Below are 19,858 nucleotides of genomic sequence, written 5' to 3'. Positions count from 1 at the left end.
ACCTTACAGAGCGGTCGTTAACCATTGAAAGATTAATTCGTTCACCTTGGCGGGATTTTCGTCGTGAGGGCAGTGACCCGCGTTCGGAATCGAGTGGAAAGTCGTATTATTTCCCGATTTCGCCCGTTCCTGATAGATTACCGAACCCGCGAGCGGTGTCCAGGGGTCATCCTCTCCCCAGAGTACCAGCAGGGGGCGATCGATCTTCTGCAAGAGTTCCCGCGGTCCCGGGCCGGGAGGCGCGGCGATCACGGCGGCGAAAACTTCCCGCGCACCCTCGTCACAGGAAGGTTGATAGAGCATTTCCACCAATTCCTCGGTAATCGCCGTATGATCGCGGTAAACCTGTTTTAACGTCTCCCGGATGCGCGATTTCTGCCGGACGCGATCGAAAATAAACGGCCCGGTAATCGGCGAAGTCACCAACCGGTTAAACGCTCCCATCACGAAACGGAACAGCGGGTTCAACTCCTCGGGACGGTGATTTAACCCACCCGCGCAGTTAATAATCACCCCTCCCGCGGTAATTTCGGGATTTTCCGCCATTAAATTCAGGGTAATCAGTCCGCCGATCGAATTGCCCACGAATACGGTCGGTCTCTCGATTTTTTCCCGCCAGAAATCGGCGATCTGTTGCCGCCAGAGGTCGATACTGTAGGTGAGTTTCACCTTATCCGAACCCCCGAACCCCAACAAATCGAGCGCGTACACCCGATAGCCTTTTTCCGCCAAAACGGGGATATTTTTCCGCCAATGCCCGATCGATGCCCCGAATCCGTGGATGAGTAACAGGGGTTGTCCCTCTCCCATCACCGTATAGGGGATGTTATAGCCTCGCCACGTCCAAGAGAGTGTTTCTAAAATTGCCGGGGTGATAATGGGTGCGCTCATCGTATGAAGTTTTATTAACGTCCTATCCGGATCATAGACCACGACGGCGATTCCGGGTATTTTCGGGAAACTCGCGGAAAGAACGCGTTTTCTCGCGAAGAGAGCGAGCGCGAGGGGAAAGGGTTGGATTTTCGATCGGGTAGTCCGCTATTCAACGCGACCTCTAGAAATCGCTACAATCGGGAGGGAAACGGGATGAACGCGAGAGCGCGTTTCCAGCAGTCGAAACCGATACGGCGACCGCGACGGACGGGATAACCTCACAACTCGATCGCTCCGATCCGCTCGTTTCGGTTAGTTTGATTAAATAACGGCACTAAAAAATAGTGGCAATTCGACATGACCTTCTAAAAAAATCGAACGTTTTCTATGCTATTACTTTACATTTTTTTAGGATTGCTCGCCGGGTTTTTAAGCGGATTAATCGGCATTGGCGGGGGAGTGATCATCGTTCCTTCCCTAGTTTTTTTATTCGGGTTTTCCCAACACGAGGCTCAAGGAACCACGCTCGGATTATTAGTCCCGCCTATCGGCATTCTAGCCGCCCTGACTTATTACCAACAGGGCTACGTTAACGTTAAAGTCGCCATTCTGATCTGTATCGGTTTTTTCTTGGGAGGATTACTCGGCGCGAAATTAGCGACGAATTTATCGAATGTTTTATTGGAAAAAGTTTTTGGAATCGCTTTGTTAATCATCGCGTTAAAAATGATTTTTACCCGATCGAGTGCGGAATAATCTTTTTTTTATTAACAACTATTCTAGAGGGAAAATATGAAAAACAAAGAATTTTATGTCGTGATCGAGCGGGATGAAGACGGTATGTTCATCGGAGAAGTGCCACAACTTAAAGCTTGTTATAGTCAGGGAAAAACGATCGATGAACTCATGACCAATATTCGAGAGGTCATCGAAATGTGTTTAGAAGAGCTTGAAGAAGAATCGATCACCGAATTTATCGGGATTCAGAAGGTGGTGATCTAAGTGGCGAAATTACCGAGTGTAACGGGAGAAGAACTAATTACCGCGCTACAAAAAATCGGTTTCCATATCGTTAGGCAGAAAGGAAGCCATATTCGGATGAGACACGAAGATAATTGAGTGGTTACTATTCCCGTTCACACTCGTCAAATCCTTGGGAAAGGACTACTTTTAAAAATTCTTCGAGATGCCGATCTCACTAAGGATGAGCTAATCGATCTGTTAAGATAATTGGAAAACGGGAGTAGAGCGATCGAAATCGATGAAGCGACCGCTACCGACTGGATAAATCAAGAAGTGGAGTCTTTAGGAGTAGAGCTAACATGAAAGTTAAAAATATCAAAATCCCGATCGATGAAATTTCCGAACTCTGTCAACGCTGGCATATCCGTAAGCTTTCCCTATTCGGTTCGGTATTGCGGGACGATTTTACCAGTGATAGCGATATCGATATTCTCGTCGATTTTGAAACAGGTTTTACGCCCGGCTTTTTCAAACTCCATCAGATTCAGGAAGAATTATCGGAACTGTTCGAGCGTCGAACTATCGATTTAGTTACCATAAAATCTCTAAATCATCGTATCCGCGATCGGGTTTTGGAAACAGCCGAGGTGTGTTATATTGGGAAAGGGTAAAAAATTTTCACTATAGAAGCAATTATTTTAAATAATGAAAGAAATTCGTTTTAGCGATCACGCTCGATTTAAAATGGAGGTTTTAGCCAATCATAACCTAGTTATTGATGCGAATTTCGCAATCGCAACGGTACGATCACCCGATCGAATAGAAACGACTGAAGAGAATAAAACGATCGCTCAAAAAAGAATCGATGAAAATTTAGTTCTTCGAGTCATTTATCGAGAGTTTACCGCTTTCATTTTGATTATCACCCTTTATCCAGGCAGGAGATCTAGATATGAAAAAGATCCGCTATAGTAAAGATGTAGACGCGCTGTTAATCGAGCTATCCGACGAACCGATCGCTTACGCGGAAGACGAAGGAAACGTAATCCTACACTACTCGCCGGATGATAAACTGGTTCTCGTCGAAATTCTCGATTTCCGACATTTTTTGTCCGAGGAAACGCTGACGGAATTATTAGCCTCTTAACCGACGAAACTAGGGATTATTTCCCGTGAAAAATGATCGAAAGGCTACGGCGATTAAAGAACCACCGAGAAGCGTGATTAACGTCCAAATCTGTTTACTTTGAGTTCCCTCGACGATCTGTAGGCGACGATCCGCGCTCTCGGCTTTCTCGATTAATTTCGCTTGCCCTATCTCTAGCGATCGAATCCCCTCGCGGATATCTTTAATCTCGACTTTCATCTCCGCGAAATCATTCTCGATCGAGGTTAATCGCGTTTCGATCGCCTTCTGTCCGTTGATAATTAACTCTTCTAGCCTTTTCAGATCGTTTTCGGGTTCGGCTATCATAAATCCTAATCCCCGCGCGAGTTTTCCTAGCCGATTCCCCCACCGATCGCGCTCGATGGGGGAACCTTTTTATTATGGATCGATCGCGCCGAGAAACTACCTCACCTCAGTGCATTTTCCCGTTGATATAATAATCCCGCGTTCCCTTCGCGTCTAGGGCTTCTCCCAGTCGCTCGATCGCGTGGACGTAGGCGGCGGTACGCGGGGAAATATCGAACTCGCGCGAGAGAACCCACACTTTCTCCGCTTCCGTGACCATTCTCTCTTTCAAGCGCTCGTTAATCTCCGTTAATCGCCAATATAAACCACTGCGATTCTGGACCCACTCGAAATAACTCACCGTTACCCCTCCCGCGTTGACGAGAATATCCGGGAAGACGAAAATGCCTTTTTCTTCGAGAATTCGATCGGCCTCGGAAGTCGTCGGCCCGTTAGCGACCTCGAAAATATAGCGCGCTTGAATTTTATCCGCGTTCTCGGCCGTGATCTGATTTTCCAGCGCGGCGGGGATTAGTACATCCACGTCGAGAGTTAATAACTCCTCGTTGGAGATCGATCGATGTTCGCCGATATTGCAAACCGTATCCTCGCAGTAAAAAGCGGTGATTCCCTTATGCTCTCGCTTATATTGACGGATAGCGGCAATATCTAAACCATTTTCCGTATAAACGCCGCCCCGCGAATCACTGACCGCGACGACTTTATACCCCGCTTTGGCGAGCAGATCCGCCACCACCGCGCCCGCGTTGCCGAATCCCTGTACCGCGACGGTGGTATTCTCTGGCTTTTTATCGAATTTTGGTAAAAGGGAATGAATCACGTAAAACGCGCCCGTTCCCGTCGCCGTATCCCGTCCCTGACTGCCTCCCATCGTCAGGGGTTTTCCCGTAACTACCGCGGGGCAAATCTTGCGCTGGATAACGCTGTACTGGTCCATCATCCAACCCATGATCATCTCGTTGGTGTAGACATCGGGCGCGAGAATATCCACGTCCGGGCCGATAAAATCGGCGATCGCCTCGATATAGCCCCGACTCAGCCTTTCTAACTCCGCCCTCGATAATTCCTTCGGATTTAGGGTAATTCCGCCTTTAGCCCCCCCGAACGGTAGATCTAATAGTGCGCACTTGAAAGTCATCCAGAAAGCGAGGGATTTTACCTCATCGCTACTCACATTGGGATGGTAACGAACCCCTCCTTTCCCCGGCCCCCTCGTGTCATCGTACCGGACGCGATATCCCTGAAAAATCCTCAACGATCCGTCATCCATGCGGACGGGAATGGAGACGTTAAGGCTGGCTTTCGGGTATTTCAGCCGTTCGATCGCGTCATCGGAGATGGATACATACTTTAAGGCGCGTTCTAGGCGACTACTCGCATCGCTAAACAGTGTTCCGCTCATTATCTCTCGCTCTCCCTTGTTTTCCTGTCTATTTTCATTAGAACATATATTTTGTATATTTGGCTACAATTTACGTTTTTTGATTGTGTATATATACCCAGCGAAGGACGGGATCGACACTCACGCTCGGTAGTCAAATCCCCGCGGGATGAAAGACAATAGGAATGCAGAGATCCTCGCGTCCCATCCGTAAAATGACCCTCGATCGCTTAGAAAATACCCTATCCGTCCGCGGTTTGACCGAATATATTCAATTACTCCTAGAAGACGATCGACAGTTACAGCGCGTCTGGGTGACGGGGGAAGTCTCTAGCGTCCACGAACACAATCGGGGACTGTTTTTCACCCTCGCCGATCCCGAGGGCGAGGCGGCGATCAATTGCGTCGTCTGGAACACGCAACGTTTTAAACTCGGTTGGGAACCGAAGCGGGGCGAACAGATTATCGCGCTGGGGAATATCAAGCTCTACAGCAAACGGGGCGAGTATAAACTCACCGTTTTTCAATGTCTCCCCGCGGGGGAAGGATTGCAGGAACTCCGTTACCAACAACTTCGATCGAGATTGCAAGCGGAAGGATTATTCGATCGGGAACGGAAGCGACCCCTACCCTCGCATCCCCGGACGATCGCCGTCGTCACCTCACCGACCGCGGCCGCTTGGGGCGATATAAAGCGAACTCTCCACCAACGCTATCCGGGCTTAACGGTGTTATTCTCTCCCGCGACGGTACAGGGAATGGAAGCGCCGGATTCTATCGTGAGGGCGATCGATCTCGTCGATCGCGATCGTCGCGCGGAGGTGTTAATTCTCGCGCGCGGCGGCGGATCGGTGGAGGATCTGGCTTGTTTTAACGATGAACGGGTGGTGCGGGCGATCGTGACCTGTAAAATCCCCGTAATTACCGGCATCGGCCACCAAAGAGACGAATCCCTCGCCGATTTGGTCGCCGACTACAGCGCGCACACTCCCACCGCGGCCGCGGAAATCGTCGTCCCGTCGTTGGAGAGATTGATCGACGAACACGAGGATCGGGTGACGCGGTTGGTAGAAACGGTTCGCGAACGGATCGATCGAGAGTTCGATCGCCTAGAATTTTTACAGCAAAAATTAACCCGTTTCCCGCGCACTTCCCGCCAATTATTACAGGCCACCGGACGCGTCGAACTATTGAAACACAAATTAAACGCCCTCGATCCGAACGCGGTTTTACAGAGGGGTTACGCGGTGGTAAGGGAGGAGGACGGAAGCATCGTTCGATCGAGCGGGGAATTAGCGATCGATCGACCGTTAACGATTCAATTAGGGACGGGACGGGTGAAAGTGAAAGTTATAGCGATCGAGGAATGAACGCGAGCTTTCTACGCATCTCGTGAAATTACGCCACGACCGTACAGGGCGATCGGGGATTGAACTAGCGTTACACTAGGATTCAGCCGATAAATCGATCGAACGTGAATCTATGTCACCGACCCTACTGATCTCGAAAGAACTTCCCACGCTCCAATATAAACCCAGTCTCGATCGATTCGATGACTCTTGGGCGGCTCCCCTGTCCACCTTGCTCGGACTCGGACGCGCCGCGGGTGCCGATTTTATCGAATTTTTCCTCGAACGGGTCAACTATATCAGTTGTCTCGCCGAAGATGACACGATCACTAGCCTTTCCCCCCGTTTAACCACCGGCGCGGGTATCCGTCTCTTCCGCGGGAAGGCCGATTGCTACGTCAGTACCAACGATCTCAGCTTCACGGGACTGAAAAACGCCCTCGAAAAAGGTCTCTCGATTCTCGGCCTACAACTGCCCGGCCCCAACGCCTTCATCCCCGAAATCAACCTAGAAATGTTCCGCGACCACGCGCGAGCGAGACAGAAAGAAAATTGGCTGACGAAATCGAGTTCTATGCGGGAAATGGGCGAAATTCTGCTAACCGCTAACGGACTGTTAAACCAAAAAGCCGACCACGTTCAATCGCGTCGCGCCGCCTATTTCCGCGACTGGCAGGAAGTCCTCGTCGCCGCGAGTGACGGGACTTTCGCCCGCGATATCCGTCTGACGCAATCGGTGGGCTATAACCTATTATGCGCGGACGGCGCGAATCGTTCCTCGATCGGTAAACGGGTCGGTAGTACGGGCGATCCGGACTTTCTCCGAACCTGGAACGCGGAAGAATCCGCCGAAGAAGTGGCCGAGTCCGCGGGAAAAATGCTCTACGCCGATTATGTCGAATCCGGAACCTATCCGATCGTCATGGCTAACGAGTTCGGCGGCGTGATTTTCCACGAGGCTTGTGGACATTTACTAGAAACCACGCAAATCGAGCAGAAAACGACCCCTTTTCTCGATAAAAAGGGTGAAAAAATCGCCCACGAGAACCTGACCGCGTGGGATGAGGGATTATCCGATCGAGCCTTCGGGACGATCGACATGGACGACGAGGGAATGCCCGCCCAGCGTACCCTATTAATCGAAAACGGGGTTTTAAAGAACTTCATCGCCGATCGAGCGGGTTCGATGAAAACCGGACACCCGCGCACCGGTAGCGGTCGCCGTCAGAATTACACCTACGCCGCCGCGTCCCGGATGCGGAATACCTACATCGCGCCGGGGGATTACAGTACCGAGGATCTGTTTAATTCGATCGATAAAGGCATTTATTGCAAGAAAATGGGCGGCGGTAGCGTCGGCGCGACCGGAGAATTTAACTTCGCGGTCGAGGAAGCCTATTTAATCGAGAATGGCCAACTCACCAAACCCCTCAAAGGCGCGACGCTAATCGGTTCCGCGAAAGAGATCATGAATAAAATCTCCATGTGTTCCCGCGATCTCGGTCTCGCGGCCGGTTTCTGCGGTTCCGTCAGCGGCAGTGTCTACGTCACCGTCGGCCAACCCCATCTGAAAGTCGATTCCATCACCGTCGGTGGCCGGTAGGTGTGGGGAGATGTGGGATTTTCGGGGAAAAGGGGAAGGGGGAAAGGAAAAAAGTTACTTTTAATCCGTTCACGTCTACTTTATTCCCCGGTTCTCCCGCCTCCTGCTTTTTGGTGGGTTACGCTTCGCTAACCCACCCTACGGTCTGCCTCTAACAGAAATTTTCCGCGGGTACACACATGAATTTAATCGTCCTTTATTGGGTTCTGATCGCGGTCATGATGGTGGGGGTAATCGGGGCGCTGGTTCCCGCGATTCCCGGAGTCGGTTTAATCCTCGTCGCCATGCTCGTCTGGGGAGCCGTGACCGGTTTCAGCAATCTGGGAACCGCGATCATCGTGGCGTTAATTGTCCTCCTCCTCAGTTTAGGCGTGGACTTTCTCGCGACCTATCTAGGGGCAAAACGGGTCGGCGCGAGTAGCTGGAGCCAGATCGGGCTAGTAGTCGGGTTAATTGCGGGAGTTTTCGGCTTTTTACCCGCATTACCCTTCGGCGGGCCGTTAATCGGGTTATTACTCGGGCCAGTGGTGGGCGCGTTTATCGGTGAGTTCGCCTATCGAAAGGAATTACCACCGACTCCCCGTTTACAACAGTCTCTAAAGGTCTGTATCGGCGTGGTGGTGGGTACTTTCGTCGGTAATATTTCTAAAGCCCTGCTCGCGCTCGGTTCCGTTCTTTTCTTTGTCTATTCCACCTATCCGAGTTTACAGGCGATCGCCGGTTAATTTTCCCGTAAACATTTCATTTCTCCCGTTATATTATGCCGAAAGTAGAAGAAATCGCCAATTACGCCCGTAGTAGTGCCGAATCGCTGGGTATCTCGAAATATGACATTTACGGGTCTTCCGTGGATGAAACCGATGTGGATGTCCTACAGGGAGAACCGAAGCAGGTTCAAGCTTCCAATCGATCGAGCGTTATCGTCCGGGTGTGGAACGACAACAATCAAGTCGGTGTCACCTCCACCACCGATGTCGATCCCGTCGGTTTAGAACTCGCGCTGAAAACCGCCAAGGAAGCCAGCGAATTCGGGGTCAAAGAAAACGTTCCCGACTTTAGCCCGGAAGCGATCGCCCCCACCGCCGAGGTCAACAGCGAGATCGGCGAACAGGCCCCGGTTTCCACGTTAATCGAGAAATTACTGGACGCGGAAAAATCCCTACTATCCGCGCATCCCGCCATCGTCGGGGTTCCCTATAACGGATTGGGACAGCAAGAGGTCGATCGATTTTACCTGAACAGCGACGGCGCGAAACGTCAGGAATCGCGTTCCTACGCCAGCGTTTACCTGTACACCAAAACCGAACAGGAAGGTAAAAAACCCCGGAGCGCGGGCGCTTTTCGCGTCAGTCCCAGTTTAGAGAAGTTGGACATCGATGGCTGTATCGGGGAGGCGATCGAGAAAACGGTTAGCCACCTCGACTATAAAGCGATCCCGACCGGGAAATACCTCGTCGTCTTCGCTCCCCGCGCGTTTTTAAGTATTATCGGCGCGTTCTCGAATTTATTTAACGCCCAAAATATCCTCGATAAACAGAGTCTCTCGACTCCCGAATCGTTGGGAACCCAAATCGCCGCATCCTCTCTAAATCTATGCGACGACGCGCTCCACCCGGCGAACGTGTCCGCGGAAACCTTCGACAGCGAGGGAACCCCCACCCGTCGCGTCGAGTTGATCAAAAATGGCGTGTTAGCCAACTTTTTGCACAGCACGATCACGGCGAAACGGATGAACGCGTCCCCCACCGGTAACGGCAATATCGGCGCGAAAGTCACGGTAAGTCCCCATTACTATCACATTTTCGCGGGGGAAACGGGAGAGCGAAACTACTCTCTAGACACCGCGGAAAATGTCATCCTCGTCGACAGTTTACACGCGCTACACGCCGGGGTGAATTCCCTTCAGGGTTCTTTTTCCCTACCGTTCGATGGATGGCTGGTGAATAAAGGCGAACGGATCAGCGTCGATTCGGCTACCGTCGCGGGGGATATTCTGACACTGTTGAAATCGATCGTTTATATCGAACCGGAAGAGGAAATCACCCCGAGCGGGATTAGTCCGCGGGTGTGGGTGGAAGGACTCTCGATCACTGGAGAATCGGCAGGGGAAGGATAGCGATCGATTCCTCCTTTGAATCATTTTTGAAAACCGTAATTCCGTCGGTATCGATGATGGGATTACGGTTTTTTATCGGGGATCGTTATCCCGCTTGTTCAAGCGATTGGAGAGATCGATCGAAAAACCGTGGTTGAGGTAACGGCTCATTCTTATTCAATGCCGATTCGATTAAAAGTTCTAAAACCTCTCGCGCGTTTTGCAATGCTTCCTCGTAAGTATCGCCATGAGTATGACAGAATTCTCCCCGCTCCGGAAGACTTACCACGTAGCATCGATCTTCATCCGACCACTGGATAACAATAGAGTAGTGATATTTCGTCATGATTTTCTCCTCGAATTTTGGTGATTCCCGTGGTATCCAGACCGGAAAACGACGAGTATTTAGCCCCCGTGTCTCTAGCGATCGCCCGAAATGCGAAAATTTATAGCCTAATGCGAGAGCGAAAAATAAATATCGATCGATTAGCTAGTCTATTAGGGGTAGACAAACAAAAAGTTCGTTATTTAATCGATCCTCGCTATTTGGTGAATTCAGATCTGGAAGAAAAAACCTTATCGGTTATAAAATCTCTAGTGATGAACCCCTGGCGCGATCGAAAGATCCCTTGAATTTTTATAGATGAGATTAGAGGAGATTATCGTATCGAAAAATCCTAGCCAGTTACCTAACCGGCTAAATACAACGGGCGAACCCGAAAGGCGTGGTTTAGAGTAAAGATGGTAGTACAGTCTCTCCGTGTACGGTCTCTCGGATGTCTCTATCTCCCCTGATCGATGAACCCCCGATTTTGAAAAACAGCGATTCGATCGACTCCCGGATCGATCCCTGGTTAGCCCGTCTCCTGTATCCTCTCGGAAGCTATTTCGTTCTACCGAACTATTTCGATCGCCTCACGGTGACGGGACGCGAGAACATTCCCCTAAACGGCCCGGTTATCGTCGCGCCGACCCATCGTTCCCGGTGGGACGCGCTGATCCTCCCCTTCTCGATCGGGCGCTTGATTAGTGGACGCGATTTACGCTTTATGGTTTCCGCGAACGAGATGAAAGGGTTGCAGGGCTGGTTTATCCGTCGTTTGGGCGGTTTTCCCGTCAATACCGATCGACCCGGCATCGGTAGCGTACTCCATAGCGTGGAACTGTTATTAGAGGGGGAAATGGTGGCGATTTTCCCGGAAGGGGGCATATTCCGCGATAACGAGGTACATCGTCTCAAACCGGGAGTCGCCCGGATCGCGTTGGAAGTGGAAGAGGCCAAACCCCGATCGGGTATCAAAATTCTCCCGGTGAGTATCCGCTACAGTCAACCCTACCCGCGCTGGAAAAGCCATGTCACCGTGAACATCGGCGAGGCGATCGAGGTGGCCGATTACCATCAGGGTTCGATCAAACGCGCCACGATACGCTTGACCGAGGAAATTAGCGCGCGATTGAAGGCGTTACACGAGAGCTTATAGACTTTTTTCCCAAAAAATAGCGGTTTATTCCGCTTTTAAAGCCCGATCGAGGTTCGATCGGGCGATCCACTTTTTCACGCCGATTTTCTCGCGATTTACCGCGGGCCGGACGGGGAGACCCCGGCCCTAGCCCGCTCTCACCGCGAATCGCGAACGGGAATCCGATTTCCCGGATGAAAATTACGACGTTCCGGTTCGTTTTATCGGATACATAGTTCTTTAAATCGGTGCGGTGCCGTATTACCGGCTTTATTGCCGGTACTCTGTTCCTCGCCCCCGCCCCCTCAAGATCCCGAAAAAAGTCGCGGAAAAGTGAATCCATTTTGCCGATCGATTTGTATATAAAACGAACCTATCGAAATCTGGAGCGACCATGAATTCCCTACTCTTATCCACTCTCGGCCTCGTGACCGTTTTAGGCGTTACCGCGGCGGTTCCCCCCCTAACTCCCGTCACCCTCGCCCGAGAGGTCATCCTCGCCCAAAATTCCCCCCGTCCCCTCGCCAAAGAACTTCAGGGGAAACCGGTGGTCGTCGATATCTACGCCTCCTGGTGTCCGGGCTGTAAAAATATCGCCCCCACCCTATCCCGTTTAGAACAGCAGTACGCGGGGAAAGCGAATTTTATCAAGCTGGACGTGAGCGATCGGAAAACGACCGAAGCCGCCGAGGAAAAAGCCCGGAAACTGGGATTAAGCGAATTTCTCAAGGCCAACAAATCCCAAACCTCGATGGTGGCGATCATCGATCCCGCCACGGGCGAGATTATCAAACAGTTTCGGAATAATCCGAACCTGAAAGACTACACGATGGTTATCGACGGGGCGATCTCCAGCATGAAGAAGTAGAGACGATCGGGGGACTAGAACGCCCTATAGTCCCTCGATTTCCCGCTCGAACAGTAAATTTACGACTATAACCGTCATGGAATCCTCGGAAAACGCGAAATCGTCGCCCAAATCACCTATTTTTCGGAAATCAATCCAAAAATTCGTTTTTCGGTTCCTGGTAGCCCTTCTCCTCGTTCTCCTCGTCTCCCAATTCGGCCGATTGTCCGCGCCGATCGAACACGGGATCTCGTTTCTCGAAAATCAGTATCAACAGTGGTTCGATCGCCAGAATACGAGTAATCCGCTCGTCCTGATCGCCCTCGCTTTCCTGGGCGGCTTACTAGCCAGTGTTTCCCCCTGTATTCTCGCCCTCCTTCCGGTCAACCTGAGCTATATCGGAACCCTCGATATCACCTCCCGATGGCAAGCCTTCCGGAAAGCGGCCGCTTTCGTCGCGGGAACCGTCACGGTCTTAAGCCTGTTCGGTTTGCTTTCCTCCTTCGCCACGGCGATTCTCGTCGATTGGAAAGGATTCGTTCACATCGCCATCGGCTCGATCATCATCCTGATGGGAGCCAGTTTCGCGGGCTGGATTCACCTTCCCCTCCCGAAAAATTCCCCCTCCTTGCCCGTGAACCATCCCTACACGGTCGGGGTCGGGTTCGCGCTCGTCAGTTCTCCCTGTGCCAGCCCCATACTCTTCGCGGTACTGGCGGCCGCTTCCGCTTCCGGCTCGTCGCTTTGGAGCGTTCTGGCCATGATTAGCTACGGTTTCGGTTACACGGCCGTCATTTTCGCCGCCAGTCTCTTTACCGGGGTGATCAAGCAGAGTCGTTTCCTGCTGGTACATTCCGATCGGGTGATCCGGATCGGTAGCGCGATCCTGCTGTTGGCGGGAGTCTATTATCTCGTGACCGGGATCGGCTGGTTTTTCTAACATGACGCGAGCCACGGATTCGGATAGAGAAGTCATTCAAGACCTGTTCTCGGGCGATCGCTCCGCGCTGGGAATCCTGTACGATCGCTACGGGGAAGCCGTTTACCGTCTCTCCCTGCGGATAACGGGCAACGCGCACGAGGCGGAAGATCTCACCCAGGAAGTGTTTCTGGCTTTCTGGCGCGGCGCTACCTACGATGCCGATCGGGGATCGGTGCTGGTCTTCCTATTAACCCTAACCCGTTCTCGGGCGATCAACCATCTCCGTCAGTCCCGCTCGCGGGGGCAGATCCTGCGGGGATGGCTCGATCGAACCGAATATTCCCCCTCCCCCCTGCCGATGGATCGCGCCTCTTTAGACGAGCTTTCCGATCGTCTCGCGAAAGCCTTGCACTCTCTCCCGGAAAATCAGCGGGAAATCTTAGAAATGGCTTATTTCGACGGATTAAGTCAATCGGAAATCACCGAGCGTTTACAGATCCCCCTCGGTACGGTGAAAACGCGCTCGCGTCGCGGGCTTTTAAAACTCAAACAACTACTGCAAGACTTGGTATCCTAACGATGCAACCCTCCGATTCTTTAGACGAGTTGTTAGCCGGTTATGTCTTGGGGGATCTAACCTCGGAAGAAGCCGTTAGAGTGCGGGAACTGCTAGAAAACGACCCGGAAATCGCCGAAGAAGTCCGTCGTTTGCAAATCACTCTCGCTCTTTTGCCCCTCTCCCTACCCCCCGTACCGGTTCCCGCGGGCGCGCGCGATCGCCTTCTCGAAGTACAACAACGGGAAATCGCCGAAAAATCCCGATATACCCGCCCTAATTACCGTTTCCGCCCGCGGATCGTTTTGTTGGTGGGCGCGATGACCGCTCTACTCGCCGGATTACTCTGGGAGAACTCGCGTCTCGATCGGGCTTTAACCGCCAGTAACTCGCGATTAGAGCGACTAGAGCGCGAGAATTTCCGGTTAGCGAGCGAGGAAATGTCTCACTACCGGGAAACGATCGATCTCCTCCGACAACCGGATAACCGTTTTCTCTCCCTGCGGGGGATCGAACCGGTCTCGAACGCTTCCGGCAGTTTAGTCCTGGTCCCGCGCAAAGATACCGCCGTTTTGGTTTTACAGGATGTGCGTCCCCTGCCCGCGGGCAAAGTGTACCGGATGTGGGCCTTCGTCAACGGCCGAAAAGTCTCCTGTTCCCAGTTCACCCCCAACGAGCGCGGGGAGGTCTTTTTAAATTTACCGCTCGATCGATGGGGAGCGGCGACGCGAGTGGTGGTGACGATCGAACCCGAGCGCGAGATTCCCCATCCCGTCGGGGAAATGGCGATCGCGGGAAGTTAACGAACCGAGCGCCGGCTTGCCCGATCGCCCGTTTTCCGCGATCATCGAGGACAAACTCTAGCGTTACGGGATTTTTTATGAATCTTCCCCTCGATGTACCGACCGCCATCGTCCAACGTCGATCGATCAAAACCTTTAAACCCGATCCGATCGATCCCGAACTCCTGAAAACTTTAGTAAAATTAACCGTAGCCGCTCCCAGTAGCTTTAATATCCAGGATTGGCGCATTATTCTGGTTCAAGATCCCGAACAGAAAGCGAAACTCGCCGAGGCTTCCTGGGGACAACAGCAGATCGTCCAAGCGCCCGTTACCTTCGTTTTCGCGGCCGACGCGAAAGCCGGCTTGGGAGATCTCACCCCGATCTACGAGAAAGCGTTAGCGTTAGAAGCGTGGAACGAGGGAACGATTAACTATTTCAAAAAAGCGATCCCCGAATTTCACACGGCCCTGGGGGAAAAAGCGCGCGAGTACGCGGTCAAAGACGCGATCATCGCCGCCACCCATCTCGTCCTCGCGGCGGAGAGTTTCGGCCTCTCCAGTTGTTTTATGAACGGTTGGATCGAGGACAAGGTGAAAGCGGTGATCGGCGCGGAAAACGAACCGGATCTGGCGATCGCCGTGTTAGTCCCGATCGGCTACGCGGCCGAATCCCGTCGCGATCCCGGCCGCTTACCCCTAGAAACTAACGTGTTTGTCGATCGACTCGGGAATCCCTATTCGGCGTAATCATGTTCTTTCTCGGCCGGTTAACACTCTAGTTCACCGCTCCCATCTTCCGCGCGGGAGGAATCTCCATCGGCTTGTGTTGGTTGGCGGTTTTTCTCGCGCTGTTGATTCCCGTCGGCGCGAACGGAAAGAGATGGGATTAGAGGAAAATTCCGCCCCGCTAAATCCCGTTTCTAGGCTGAAAGAGCGCTGGAAACGATTTTTCGCGATCGCTTAAAAAGGGAGTTTCGGTAGACGGGGAATACTGGCGAGAATTCCCTTGATCTGATTCATCAGATTGACTAACTTTTCCCCATCGACATAAACCTCGGAAGTCGGATAATTTTCCAAGATCTCGATTAATCGGATCTTTTTATCGTCGAGCGCGGAGGTGACTAGAGCCGAGCGTAAAGCCTGACGGCTGGCGCTTTTACTCGGGGTGTGAATCACGTCCGACGCGCTATCTAATAAACTTTCCCCGATCGGATTGTTGAGAATTCGCGAGAGCAATACGGGATCGATCGAAACACTTTGATTGAGAACCTGGCGCAATTGTTCCGGCTCTTTATTCACCATTTTTAATTGGCTCGCTAGAGCGGGCGCGACTTCTCCTGTCTCGCTCAAGCGGGATAATTCCGCCACGGAAACCGATTTTTCGAGGATCGAGTAGCGGATAATCGCCGATTCTGCCGCTTGTAACCGGGGACAAAGGGCGAAAAAGAAAATACCGGCCAAAGTAAACGGAAAAGATCGCCAGAACATGGGGACGGGGAAAAATCGATCGACATTTTTTTATGATAGCTCGCGCTTTTCCCCGGTTCCCGAGAATTATCCGTATCGAGCGGTCCCGTCACGATAAAGTTCGCGCGGGACCGGGTTAAATTTTCTAAAAAACTGCCGATAACGATGGGCATCGATCGGGGGGTAGATCTTTCCCCCCCGCGATCGATCACACTAACGCGAACTCGCGACCCTCGATATTTTGGAACATCGGGGTACTCAGGTAACGTTCGCCGAAACTGGGTTGGATGACGACAATTAACTTACCCTCGTTCTCCGGACGTTTCGCCACTCGAATCGCGGCGTGTAGGTTCGCGCCGGACGAGATCCCCGAGAGAATCCCCTCCTCGCGGGCCAGACGACGACCGTACTCGAACGCTTCCTCGTCGCTAACGGTAATCACTTCATCGATGAGATCGGTACGCAGGACCTCCGGGACGAAACCCGCGCCGATGCCCTGAATCTTGTGCGGGCCGGCATTCCCGCCGGAGAGGACGGGACTGTTCACCGGTTCCACGGCGATCGCCTGAAAACTTTCCTTTCTCGGTTTAATCACTTCCGCGACCCCGGTGATCGTGCCGCCCGTTCCCACGCCCGCGACGAGAATATCCACCTGACCGTCCGTATCCGCCCAGATTTCCTCGGCGGTCGTTAACCGGTGGATTTCCGGGTTGGAGGGGTTGCGGAACTGTTGCAACATATACGCGCCGGGGACGCTTTCGAGGAGTTCGCCCGCGCGTAAAATCGCCCCTTTCATCCCCAGATTTCCGGGGGTGAGTTCCAGGGTCGCGCCGTAGGCTTTCAGCATGGCGCGGCGCTCTAAACTCATGGTTTCGGGCATGGTGAGGATCAGGCGATACCCCTTGGCGGCGGCGGTCATGGCGAGGGCGATTCCCGTGTTGCCCGACGTGGGTTCGATGAGAACGGTTTTATCCGGGGAGATTAACCCCGCTTTTTCGGCAGTATCGAGCATATGCACGCCGATCCGGTCTTTTACCGACGCGGCGGGATTCATGCCCTCTAGTTTCATGACGATACGGGCGACACAGCCTTCCGCAACGGGAATACGATTCAATTGGACGAGGGGGGTACGACCGACGAGTTCGGTGATGTCGTGAGCGATACGCATAGGCTTCTCTGGCTCTGGTTGATTACGGTTCGCGGCGATACCGGCGATAGCTAGTTATCTTTCATTAAAGTCCGATCGCCGATCCCGCGGAGAATAATTTTATCTGTTCTTAAGAATACCCAAGATAGTCTACTGTATTCCTAAATAGTTATACAAATAGGCTAGTTTTCTGATAACGAACTCAAGAATCGCATAGTTTACCGTAATAAGAACGAACAGGGAAGCAAGAAAAAGCTCGCGAAGTAAATCAGACCAAGTAACAAACTGACCGAATAAGGAAAAGCCTCGTTTATTCATAAAACCCTCAAATAACGGAATCCAAGTAAAAAGAACAAATGAACGGGGTAAACCCAATAAAACCACCGGGCCGATCGCCGATAATGAGAAAGACGAGCGCCCCACCACCGAAGTGGATAAATTGCGAAGACCGCGAAGAACTGAACGAGCCAAGAAGGCCAGACGAAACAATAAACCAAGTGAAGCCCCCAAATAGCCCACGCCCCGACCTCACCAGGAACAGACATAAACCAGCACAGCAAAACCCCGTAATACCCGAAATCGAACCGGAAAAACCACGCCACGATCGCCGCCCCGACCCAATAGATCGATCGCCGGCCGCGCAGACAGAAAAGACATAAAGCCAAAGTGAAAAAAATGTTAGGAGCTACCTTATTAAAAAAAAGAGAGTAAGGAATCTGGCTAAATACAGCGAAAAAAAGCAACCGCCAAAAGTAAGCGGTAAAATTCTTCGTAAAACGATTCCCCTGTATCAAAAAATACAGGAAAATAGGAAAAGAAAGCCGACCGACTACCCGCAAAGGAAGATCATTAGGAAACCCAAGATGATCGATCACCATCAACACCATCGCGAGAAATTTTAAAATTATGTCTGACATAGTAATAATGAGAGCGATCACGCTAGGAGGAGGATTTATGCTATGGATAGCCGGAATATGGCTAAAAGATGAAGGATTAACCATCATAGGAATTTTATTTATGATGTGTTCCCTTCCGATCGGCTTAAAAATCAAAATCCCTTTCCGACGTAACGCTGATACCGGCCACCAAACCAATAAACCTCAACCGAACGCTCTCGATCGGCCCAATCACATCGAACCTGACCAGAACCAAGCTGAGAACAACCTATCGGAAAAGCACCCAAAAATTGAGAAACCTCATCGCGAGTGATATCGACCATTATTTGATCGGAAGGATTGGGATCGATTAAACGCCGTTGAAGGTCGCGGTAGCCGCTCACGCTCAGAGGAACTTGAGATTGAACCATCAAAAAGCCAGTAGTCAATAGGTCGATTACCATCAAAAAACTCCATAGGTACAGTACGAAAAACAGGCTTAAAAGACTTATAAGCACGAAACAACATTCTTTCACGCTCACCACAAATTGAAAAGTGAAAGCGAAAGTTAGAAGCCCATAAAGGATAAATAAGCTTATTTTTACCCAACTCCTCAAACTTTTCAAACGCAAACGGATCAAGATAAAACATCCGACGAGTAAAAAGACGAGAATGACCGAGATTACTATCGTATTTAGCAAAACCACGACAGTAAGCGAAAACCTGACACCGCTCTCGAAACTGCTTATCAATCTGTTCCTTACCCTGAGCAGTAAAAATCAAATAATTCTGATACTGACGAATCGTAAAAATGGAATCTAATATATCTTTCCTAGAACTATCTCGAAAACCTCGACTAAATAAATGAATACCTACCTCATCAAAAAGAATAATTTTATTCTGTTGTTTTAAAAGGTCTTCCGTATCAGAAACATAAAAAACTCTACCATACTTAGCAAACCAAGTATAACCAAATTTCTTAGCATACTGCTTTAAATAATGACCATCAAGACGAATATTTGACACAATTGATTTTCGATAAAAATTCGCACAATCAACACCAGCTTCAACCATCGAAAGGCTTTTGCCAGAGCCAAAGCCACCGAAGAAACCGCCCATATAAAAATCTGGAATTTTATAGAAATGAATAGGCATAATTAAAAGAAAGGAATATATTTCAAAACTTTCAATGTACTAATAATGACTAAAATACCAAGAACACCTGAAACAATCTCGGAAACCAAACCCCAACCAATATTAGGAAACTGTGAAGCAAAAGCGCTCAACATAACACCTATCTTAAAATTCTCAGGAGTAGAAGGCCAAACAACCATGACAACATCAATACAGTGTATTAAAAATGTATTGATAACTCCGCGAGGATTTAAAATTGCTGTATAAGCAGTACAAACAATTACAAAAATCGGTGTACTTGTCCACCAAAGCCACTTGACGCTAATAACTGGAATCTTCATAAAGACAAAACCCCACGAATTAGAAACAAAATCCAAACAGGAAATTTAAAATATTTTAAAAATTCATTAACCTCACATAATTCTTTAGAACGACCATAAAAAGATACCGATGGACATTTTGACAAACCAGTAGGTAAGGTTCCCCCAATATCAAAAGGAAATTTAGTAGAAACCTTTTCTAAAAAATATTGATAAAAATTAAGTTTTGACCATTTATCCTCACAATCAGGACAATCAGGCCCGGAATCAGCCGAAAAATCATCCCCAGTCGGAGAAGGCGAAGCCCCCCCCGTAGTACCCGAACCAGTAGTTGATGAACTACCCCCCGTAGTACCCGAACCGGTAGTTGACGACCCGCCCCCCGTTGACGTTGATGTAGGAGTTGGGGTCGGCTCACCCGGCGTTGACGTTGATGTAGGAGTTGGGGTCGGCTCACCCGGCGTTGACGTTGATGTAGGAGTTGGGGTCGGCTCACCTGGCGTTGATGTTGATGTAGGAGTTGGGGTCGGCTCACCTGGCGTTGATGTTGATGTATAGCAAAGAAAGGGTAGATTAGGACAAGACACGGAAAGCGTTATCGATAGCAT

Annotated in this window: 27 protein-coding genes; 17 read left to right on the top strand and 10 right to left on the bottom strand. The window is 50.7% G+C overall.

All coding sequences use genetic code 11. From position 1 onward, the window contains the following. Window positions 1-3: 3 nt before the first annotated feature. The gene (locus V0288_RS17885) at window positions 4-891 is read right to left on the bottom strand and encodes an alpha/beta fold hydrolase (protein WP_332866510.1); all 888 of its coding nucleotides are present in this window, start codon (window positions 889-891) and stop codon (window positions 4-6) included. A 123-nt stretch (window positions 892-1,014) separates the two neighbouring features. Here V0288_RS17885 and V0288_RS17880 point away from each other — a divergent pair, with 123 nt between their 5' ends. The 6 genes from V0288_RS17880 (at window position 1,015) to V0288_RS17860 (ending at window position 2,983) form a co-directional block, all read left to right on the top strand. Next, complete coding sequence (locus tag V0288_RS17880) at window positions 1,015-1,149, top strand: hypothetical protein (RefSeq protein WP_332866509.1); 135 nt, start codon at window positions 1,015-1,017, stop codon at window positions 1,147-1,149. 111 nt (window positions 1,150-1,260) lie between these two features. Beyond that, complete coding sequence (locus tag V0288_RS17875; protein WP_332866508.1) at window positions 1,261-1,629, top strand: sulfite exporter TauE/SafE family protein; 369 nt, start codon at window positions 1,261-1,263, stop codon at window positions 1,627-1,629. A 36-nt stretch (window positions 1,630-1,665) separates the two neighbouring features. Then, window positions 1,666-1,875: a type II toxin-antitoxin system HicB family antitoxin gene (locus V0288_RS17870; protein ID WP_332866507.1), complete on the top strand. Its 210-nt coding sequence runs from the start codon at window positions 1,666-1,668 to the stop codon at window positions 1,873-1,875. Then, window positions 1,876-1,992, top strand: coding sequence for a type II toxin-antitoxin system HicA family toxin (locus tag V0288_RS25175; RefSeq protein ID WP_422662012.1), 117 nt, complete (start codon window positions 1,876-1,878; stop codon window positions 1,990-1,992). A gap of 203 nt (window positions 1,993-2,195) precedes the next feature. Beyond that, on the top strand, window positions 2,196-2,507 hold the full coding sequence (locus V0288_RS17865; protein WP_332866506.1) for a nucleotidyltransferase family protein: 312 nt from the start codon (window positions 2,196-2,198) through the stop codon (window positions 2,505-2,507). A 281-nt stretch (window positions 2,508-2,788) separates the two neighbouring features. After that, window positions 2,789-2,983 carry a DUF2283 domain-containing protein gene (locus V0288_RS17860; protein WP_332866505.1) on the top strand — a complete coding sequence of 65 codons (195 nt, stop codon included), beginning with the start codon at window positions 2,789-2,791 and terminating at the stop codon, window positions 2,981-2,983. 9 nt (window positions 2,984-2,992) lie between these two features. On the opposite strand, the gene V0288_RS17855 is transcribed toward V0288_RS17860, so the two are convergent. Continuing rightward, complete coding sequence (locus V0288_RS17855) at window positions 2,993-3,310, bottom strand: hypothetical protein (protein ID WP_332866504.1); 318 nt, start codon at window positions 3,308-3,310, stop codon at window positions 2,993-2,995. A gap of 106 nt (window positions 3,311-3,416) precedes the next feature. Then, window positions 3,417-4,712, bottom strand: coding sequence for a Glu/Leu/Phe/Val family dehydrogenase (locus V0288_RS17850; RefSeq protein WP_332866503.1), 1,296 nt, complete (start codon window positions 4,710-4,712; stop codon window positions 3,417-3,419). Between the two features lie 164 nt (window positions 4,713-4,876). Here V0288_RS17850 and xseA point away from each other — a divergent pair, with 164 nt between their 5' ends. The 4 genes from xseA (at window position 4,877) to V0288_RS17830 (ending at window position 9,759) form a co-directional block, all read left to right on the top strand. Continuing rightward, complete coding sequence (gene xseA, locus V0288_RS17845; protein WP_332866502.1) at window positions 4,877-6,061, top strand: exodeoxyribonuclease VII large subunit; 1,185 nt, start codon at window positions 4,877-4,879, stop codon at window positions 6,059-6,061. A gap of 112 nt (window positions 6,062-6,173) precedes the next feature. Further along, window positions 6,174-7,643, top strand: a complete 1,470-nt coding sequence (locus V0288_RS17840; RefSeq protein ID WP_332866501.1) for a TldD/PmbA family protein — start codon at window positions 6,174-6,176, stop codon at window positions 7,641-7,643. Between the two features lie 179 nt (window positions 7,644-7,822). Then, window positions 7,823-8,368 carry a DUF456 domain-containing protein gene (locus tag V0288_RS17835; protein ID WP_332866500.1) on the top strand — a complete coding sequence of 182 codons (546 nt, stop codon included), beginning with the start codon at window positions 7,823-7,825 and terminating at the stop codon, window positions 8,366-8,368. A gap of 35 nt (window positions 8,369-8,403) precedes the next feature. Continuing rightward, entirely contained in the window at window positions 8,404-9,759 is a 1,356-nt protein-coding gene (locus V0288_RS17830; protein ID WP_332866499.1) for a TldD/PmbA family protein, read from the top strand. A gap of 85 nt (window positions 9,760-9,844) precedes the next feature. On the opposite strand, the gene V0288_RS17825 is transcribed toward V0288_RS17830, so the two are convergent. Beyond that, window positions 9,845-10,084, bottom strand: a complete 240-nt coding sequence (locus tag V0288_RS17825; protein ID WP_332866498.1) for a type II toxin-antitoxin system HicB family antitoxin — start codon at window positions 10,082-10,084, stop codon at window positions 9,845-9,847. Window positions 10,085-10,514: 430 nt separating this feature from the next. Here V0288_RS17825 and V0288_RS17820 point away from each other — a divergent pair, with 430 nt between their 5' ends. The 6 genes from V0288_RS17820 to V0288_RS17795 all read left to right on the top strand — a co-directional run bounded on the left by V0288_RS17820 (window position 10,515) and on the right by V0288_RS17795 (window position 15,054). Beyond that, entirely contained in the window at window positions 10,515-11,219 is a 705-nt protein-coding gene (locus tag V0288_RS17820; protein WP_332866497.1) for a lysophospholipid acyltransferase family protein, read from the top strand. A 373-nt stretch (window positions 11,220-11,592) separates the two neighbouring features. Beyond that, window positions 11,593-12,066, top strand: coding sequence for a TlpA family protein disulfide reductase (locus V0288_RS17815; RefSeq protein ID WP_332866496.1), 474 nt, complete (start codon window positions 11,593-11,595; stop codon window positions 12,064-12,066). Window positions 12,067-12,142: 76 nt separating this feature from the next. Further along, complete coding sequence (locus V0288_RS17810; protein ID WP_332866495.1) at window positions 12,143-12,985, top strand: urease accessory protein UreH domain-containing protein; 843 nt, start codon at window positions 12,143-12,145, stop codon at window positions 12,983-12,985. Window position 12,986: 1 nt separating this feature from the next. Next, entirely contained in the window at window positions 12,987-13,544 is a 558-nt protein-coding gene (locus V0288_RS17805; protein WP_332866494.1) for a sigma-70 family RNA polymerase sigma factor, read from the top strand. A 2-nt stretch (window positions 13,545-13,546) separates the two neighbouring features. Further along, window positions 13,547-14,326, top strand: coding sequence for an anti-sigma factor (locus V0288_RS17800; RefSeq protein WP_332866493.1), 780 nt, complete (start codon window positions 13,547-13,549; stop codon window positions 14,324-14,326). Between the two features lie 77 nt (window positions 14,327-14,403). Next, window positions 14,404-15,054, top strand: a complete 651-nt coding sequence (locus V0288_RS17795; RefSeq protein ID WP_332866492.1) for a nitroreductase family protein — start codon at window positions 14,404-14,406, stop codon at window positions 15,052-15,054. Window positions 15,055-15,267: 213 nt separating this feature from the next. Here V0288_RS17795 and V0288_RS17790 read toward each other — a convergent pair whose 3' ends face one another. The 3 genes from V0288_RS17790 to V0288_RS25170 all read right to left on the bottom strand — a co-directional run bounded on the left by V0288_RS17790 (window position 15,268) and on the right by V0288_RS25170 (window position 17,799). Next, on the bottom strand, window positions 15,268-15,795 hold the full coding sequence (locus V0288_RS17790) for an alpha/beta hydrolase (protein WP_332866491.1): 528 nt from the start codon (window positions 15,793-15,795) through the stop codon (window positions 15,268-15,270). 187 nt (window positions 15,796-15,982) lie between these two features. After that, window positions 15,983-16,942: a cysteine synthase A gene (gene cysK / locus V0288_RS17785; RefSeq protein ID WP_332866490.1), complete on the bottom strand. Its 960-nt coding sequence runs from the start codon at window positions 16,940-16,942 to the stop codon at window positions 15,983-15,985. Between the two features lie 293 nt (window positions 16,943-17,235). Beyond that, complete coding sequence (locus tag V0288_RS25170) at window positions 17,236-17,799, bottom strand: TraX family protein (protein WP_422662011.1); 564 nt, start codon at window positions 17,797-17,799, stop codon at window positions 17,236-17,238. Between the two features lie 76 nt (window positions 17,800-17,875). Here V0288_RS25170 and V0288_RS17775 point away from each other — a divergent pair, with 76 nt between their 5' ends. Then, the gene (locus V0288_RS17775) at window positions 17,876-18,130 is read left to right on the top strand and encodes a hypothetical protein (RefSeq protein ID WP_332866488.1); all 255 of its coding nucleotides are present in this window, start codon (window positions 17,876-17,878) and stop codon (window positions 18,128-18,130) included. Here the strand turns inward: V0288_RS17775 and V0288_RS17770 are convergent. The 3 genes from V0288_RS17770 to V0288_RS17760 all read right to left on the bottom strand — a co-directional run. Further along, window positions 18,118-18,951, bottom strand: coding sequence for a P-loop NTPase family protein (locus tag V0288_RS17770; protein WP_332866487.1), 834 nt, complete (start codon window positions 18,949-18,951; stop codon window positions 18,118-18,120). The genes V0288_RS17775 and V0288_RS17770 overlap by 13 nt on opposite strands. Before the next feature lie 2 nt (window positions 18,952-18,953). After that, window positions 18,954-19,271 (bottom strand): hypothetical protein, encoded by a 318-nt coding sequence (locus V0288_RS17765; protein ID WP_332866486.1) that lies wholly within the window; start codon window positions 19,269-19,271, stop codon window positions 18,954-18,956. Next, window positions 19,268-19,858 (bottom strand): hypothetical protein (locus V0288_RS17760; RefSeq protein ID WP_332866485.1); only part of this gene is annotated, 591 nt, incomplete at its 5' end. The genes V0288_RS17765 and V0288_RS17760, both read right to left, overlap by 4 nt.

It is taken from the genome of Pannus brasiliensis CCIBt3594, assembly GCF_036688125.1.
Taxonomy (GTDB): Bacteria; Cyanobacteriota; Cyanobacteriia; order Cyanobacteriales; family Microcystaceae; genus Pannus; species Pannus brasiliensis.
Note: the sequence above shows the minus strand (reverse complement) of the source record. Positions and strands in the feature narration are given on the sequence as shown.